1 protein-coding gene and 2 pseudogenes are annotated in these 4,666 nt (G+C 69.2%); all 3 read left to right on the forward strand.

The window, feature by feature from the left end; genetic code table 11:
- The first annotated feature begins 172 nt into the window (after window positions 1–172).
- The 3 genes and pseudogenes from leuS (at window position 173) to holA (ending at window position 4,510) form a co-directional block, all read left to right on the forward strand.
- Window positions 173–2,855: pseudogene (gene leuS, locus AC27KI_RS18975) on the forward strand (leucine--tRNA ligase).
- A gap of 2 nt (window positions 2,856–2,857) precedes the next feature.
- On the forward strand, window positions 2,858–3,358 hold the full coding sequence (locus AC27KI_RS18980) for an LPS-assembly lipoprotein LptE (protein ID WP_272566755.1): 501 nt from the start codon (window positions 2,858–2,860) through the stop codon (window positions 3,356–3,358).
- 100 nt (window positions 3,359–3,458) lie between these two features.
- Window positions 3,459–4,510, forward strand: a pseudogene (gene holA / locus AC27KI_RS18985) (DNA polymerase III subunit delta).
- The last annotated feature ends 156 nt before the right edge of the window (window positions 4,511–4,666 follow it).

The following is a 4,666-nucleotide window of genomic DNA, read 5'->3' on the forward strand; positions in this document are numbered from 1 at the left end:
GCCTCTCCCGCTGCTGCCGCCGCTGCCCGCTGACCGGCCGGGCCCTGCACCAGCCGGGACCGCGCACCGTGTAACGCCTCGCGCCGCCCGCGGCCGGCATCGCGCCTAAAATCCCCGGCTGACACCCCGCTCACTTTCTTTCCTGGCCGCACCGCCGCGGCCCCGCCAACCCATGCAAGACAAATACAACCACACCGAGGTCGAGCGCGCCGCGCAGGGCCACTGGACGGCCACCGATGCCTACCGCGTGACCGAGGATGCGGACCGGAAGAAGTTCTACGCCTGCTCCATGCTGCCCTACCCCAGCGGCAAGCTGCACATGGGCCACGTGCGCAACTACACCATCAACGACATGCTCGCGCGCCAGCTGCGCATGAAGGGCATGAACGTGCTGATGCCGATGGGCTGGGACGCCTTCGGCCTGCCGGCCGAGAACGCGGCGCTCAAGAACGGCGTGCCGCCCGCGCAGTGGACGTACGACAACATCGCGTACATGAAAAAAGCAGATGCAGGCGATGGGCCTGGCCATCGACTGGTCGCGCGAGGTCGCCACCTGCGACCCGAGCTACTACCGCTGGAACCAGTGGCTGTTCCTCAAGATGCTGGAAAAGGGCATCGCCTACCGCAAGACCCAGGTCGTCAACTGGGACCCGGTGGACCAGACCGTGCTGGCCAACGAGCAGGTGATCGACGGCAAGGGCTGGCGCACCGGTGCCACGGTGGAAAAGCGCGAGATCCCGGGCTACTACCTCAAGATCACCGACTACGCCGAAGAGCTGCTGGGCTTCGTCACCGGCGACCAGCTGCCCGGCTGGCCCGAGCGCGTGAAGCTCATGCAGGAGAACTGGATCGGCAAGAGCGAGGGCGTGCGCTTCGCCTTCCCGCACGACATCCGCGCGGCCGACGGCACGCTGATCGGCGACGGGCGCATGTACGTCTTCACCACGCGCGCCGACACCATCATGGGCGTGACCTTCTGCGCCGTGGCGCCCGAGCACCCGCTGGCCGTGCGCGCGGCGCAGGGCAATCCGGCCATCGCCGCCTTCATCGAGGAGTGCAAGAGCGGCGGCACCACCGAGGCCGAACTGGCCACGCAGGAAAAGAAGGGCGTGCCCACCGGGCTGGTGGTCACGCACCCGATCACCGGCGAGGAAGTGCCCGTGTGGATCGGCAACTACGTGCTCATGGGCTATGGCGACGGCGCGGTGATGGGCGTGCCCGCGCACGACGAGCGCGACTTCGCGTTCGCGCTCAAGTACGGCATCGACATCAAGCAGGTGGTGCTGGTCGATGGCGAGACCTTCGACTACCACCACTGGCAGGACTGGTACGGCGACAAGCAGCGCGGCGTCACCGTCAACTCCGACAGCTTCAGCGGCCTGTCCTACGCCGAGGCCGTGCAGGCCGTGGCGCATGCGCTCGCGCAAAAGGGCCTGGGCGAGACCAAAACGACCTGGCGCCTGCGCGACTGGGGCGTCTCGCGCCAGCGCTACTGGGGCACGCCGATCCCCATCATCCACTGCGACGAGCATGGCGCCGTGCCCGTGCCCGAGAAGGACCTGCCGGTGGTGCTGCCCACCGATTGCGTGCCGGACGGCTCGGGTAATCCGCTGCACCACCACGAAGGCTTCCACGCCGGCGTGACCTGCCCGGTCTGCGGCAAGGCCGCGCGCCGCGAGACCGACACCATGGACACGTTCGTGGACAGCTCGTGGTACTTCATGCGGTATTGCGACCCGAAGAACAGCGAGGCCATGGTGGCCGAGGGCGCCGACTACTGGATGCCGATGGACCAGTACATCGGCGGCATCGAACACGCCATCCTGCACCTGCTGTATGCGCGTTTCTGGACCAAGGTGATGCGCGACCTGGGCCTGGTGAAGATCGACGAGCCCTTCACCAAGCTGCTCACGCAGGGCATGGTGCTCAACCACATCTACTCGCGCCGCACCGAGCAGGGCGGCAAGGAGTATTTCTGGCCGCACGACGTCGAGCACGTGGTGGACGAGGGCGGCAAGATCGTGGGCGCGAAGCTCAAGAACGCCGTCGGCGGCCTGCCTGCGGGCACCGCCATCGACTACGAGGGCGTGGGCACCATGTCCAAGTCCAAGAACAACGGCGTCGATCCGCAGGACCTCATCGAGCGCTACGGCGCCGACACCGCACGCCTGTACACCATGTTCACCGCGCCGCCCGAGGCCACGCTGGAGTGGAACGACGCGGCCGTGGAGGGCAGCTACCGCTTCCTGCGCCGGGTGTGGAACTTCGGCCTCAAGCTCGCGGCCCTCGACAAGGACGCGGCGCTGGCCAGCGTGGCCGGCGCCACCACCCTCAAGGACGTGCCCTTCGGCAAGGAGGCCAAGGCCCTGCGGCTGGAGATCCACACCGTGCTCAAGCAGGTGGACTACGACTACCAGCGCATGCAGTACAACACCGTGGTCTCGGGCGCGATGAAGATGATCAACGCGCTGGAGGACTTCAAGGCCCTGGACAGCGCTGGCGCCCCCGTGGCGCTGATCGAGGGCTTCGGCATCCTGCTGCGCGTGCTGTACCCGGCCACGCCGCACATCGCGCACAGCCTGTGGAGCGGCCTGGGCTACGCCGGCGCGCTGGGCGACCTGCTCGATGCGCCGTGGCCCCAGGCCGATGCCGATGCGCTGGTGCAGGACGAGCTGGAGCTGATGCTGCAGGTCAACGGCAAGCTGCGCGGCTCCATCCGCGTGCCCGCCTCGGCCGACAAGGCCGAGATCGAGCGCGCCGCCCTCGCGAGCGAGGCTTTCGTCAAGCAGGCGGACGGCGCCACGCCCAAGAAGATCGTGGTCGTGCCGGGCCGCCTGGTCAACGTGGTCATCTGACAATGCAAAAACGCACCCTCCTGTCGCTGCTGGCCGTGGCGCCCCTGGCCGCCTGCGGCTTTCACCTGCGCCGCGCGCCCGAGTTCCAGTTCCGCTCGCTCTACGTGGAGGCGGGCGGCGGCTCGCCCCTGGCGCGCGAGCTGCAGCGCACGCTGCAGGGCGCGGGCGGCAACCTCACGGTGCTGCGCGATCCCACGCAAAAGACCACGGCCGACGCCATTTTCGAGCTGCTGTCCGAGCAGCGCGAGCGCGTGGTGGTGGGCTACAACGCCTCGGGCCAGGTGCGCGAGTTGCAGTTGCGCCTGCGCATCCACTTTCGCCTGCGCAACCAGCAGGGCGCGGAGCTGATCCCCGACACCGAGCTGCTGCAGCAGCGCGACGTGAGCTACAACGAAAGCATCGCGCTCGCCAAGGAGGCCGAAGAGGCGCTGCTGTACCGCAACATGCAGACCGACCTCGTGCAGCAGCTGCTGCGCCGGCTCGCCGCGGCGCGCCCGGTTTGATGGTTGGCACCCTGATTGCTATTGATTTGATAGCTACGGCCGCATGTTTTTCTAGGGCGTGCGGCCTGTTTCATTCAAAGATCCTGCCCAGGCCGCTCCCATGCAAGTCGCTCTGAACCAGCTCGCCGCGCACCTGCAAAAGGGCGTGCGGTCGCTCTACACCCTGCATGGCGACGAGCCGCTCCTGCAGCAGGAGGCGGCCGACGCCATCCGCGCGGCGGCGCGGGCCCAGGGCTACACCGAGCGCAGCAGCCACACCGTGGCCGGCGCGCACTTCGACTGGAGCGCCGTGCTGGCGGCCGGCGGCTCGCTCTCCCTCTTTGCCGACAAGCAGATCGTGGAGATCCGCATTCCCTCGGGCAAGCCCGGCAAGGACGGCGGCGCCGCGCTGCAGCAGATCGCCGAGGCCGCGCAGGGCAACGACAGCACGCTGACCCTGGTGCTGCTGCCGCGCCTGGACAAGGCCACCCGCACCGGGGGCTGGTTCAGCGCGCTGGACGGCAGAGGCATCTCGGTGCAGATCGACCCGGTGGAGCGCGCCGCGCTGCCGCAGTGGATCGCCCAGCGCCTGTCGCTGCAGGGCCAGCGCGTGGCCGGCGGCGACGAGGGCCAGCGCACGCTGCAGTTCTTCGCCGACCGCGTGGAAGGCAACCTGCTTGCCGCGCACCAGGAGATCGCCAAGCTCGCGCTGCTGCACCCGCCCGGCGAGCTGTCGTGGGCGCAGGTCGAGGCGGCGGTGCTCAACGTGGCGCGCTACGACGTGTTCAAGCTCTCCGAGGCGGTGCTCTCGGGCCAGGTGGCCCGGGTGCAGCGCATGCTCGATGGCCTGCAGGCCGAGGGCGAGGCCGAAGTGCTGGTGCATTGGGCGCTGGCCGAGGACATCCGCGCCTTGAAGCGCGTGAAGGACGCGCTCAACGCCGGCAAGCCCCTGCCCATTGCCCTGCGCGAAAACCGCATCTGGGCCCCAAGGAGCGCCTGTTCGAGCGCATCGCGCCGCGCTTTTCCGACGCCGCTGCAGCCCGGCTGCTGCAGTCCGCGCACACGGTGGACGGCATCGTCAAGGGCCTCAAGGCGCCCGACTGGCCCGCCGATGGCTGGCAGGCGCTGCAGCGGCTGGCGCTGCAGCTGTGCAAGGCCTGCGGGGCGCGCTGAGCGCCCGCAGCGCCTTTCGATCGCCTTGCCGACACCGCGTCCCACTCCCTTGCGCCTGCCGGCCGACGATGCCACCAACGGCTGGTCGGCCATCCTGCCGGCGCGCGCGCCGCGCCCGGCGCTGCAGGGCCCCGTGCGGGCCGACTGGCTGGTGCT

It is taken from the genome of Acidovorax sp. KPB24-03, assembly GCF_057546605.1.

Coding starts and splice junctions, on each gene's coding strand:
- AC27KI_RS18980 (WP_272566755.1), top strand. CDS start 2,858: ATGCAAAAACGCACCCTCCTGTCGCTGCTGGCCGTGGCGCCCCTGGCC.